This is a genomic window from Solihabitans fulvus (genome assembly GCF_008386585.1).
In the GTDB taxonomy this organism is placed as follows: Bacteria; Actinomycetota; Actinomycetes; order Mycobacteriales; family Pseudonocardiaceae; genus Solihabitans; species Solihabitans fulvus.
Genome location: NZ_VUOB01000247.1, coordinates 1 through 259, shown reverse-complemented (window position 1 = coordinate 259; position 259 = coordinate 1). Strand labels below are relative to the sequence as shown.

1 protein-coding gene is annotated in these 259 nt (G+C 42.5%); it reads left to right on the top strand.

Features of this window, described 5'->3' with window-relative positions; genetic code table 11:
• Nucleotides 1-259, top strand: a 259-nt coding sequence (locus F0L68_RS44180) for a hypothetical protein (protein WP_223199629.1), incomplete at both ends; no start/stop codon positions are given.

Below are 259 nucleotides of genomic sequence, written 5' to 3'. Positions count from 1 at the left end.
AACAGGGGTAGAGGATAAAGAAATGATGAAAAAGTACGGCAAGTCCTTTAGAAAATTACTTTCACTGTGTCTTCAGAAAGATCCTTCCAAAAGGCCCACAGCAGCAGAACTTTTAAAATGCAAATTCTTCCAGAAAGCCAAGAACAGAGAGTACCTGATTGAGAAGCTGCTTACAAGAACACCAGACATAGCCCAAAGAGCCAAAAAGGTAAGAAGAGTTCCTGGGCCAAGTGGTCACCTTCATAAAACCGAAGACGGG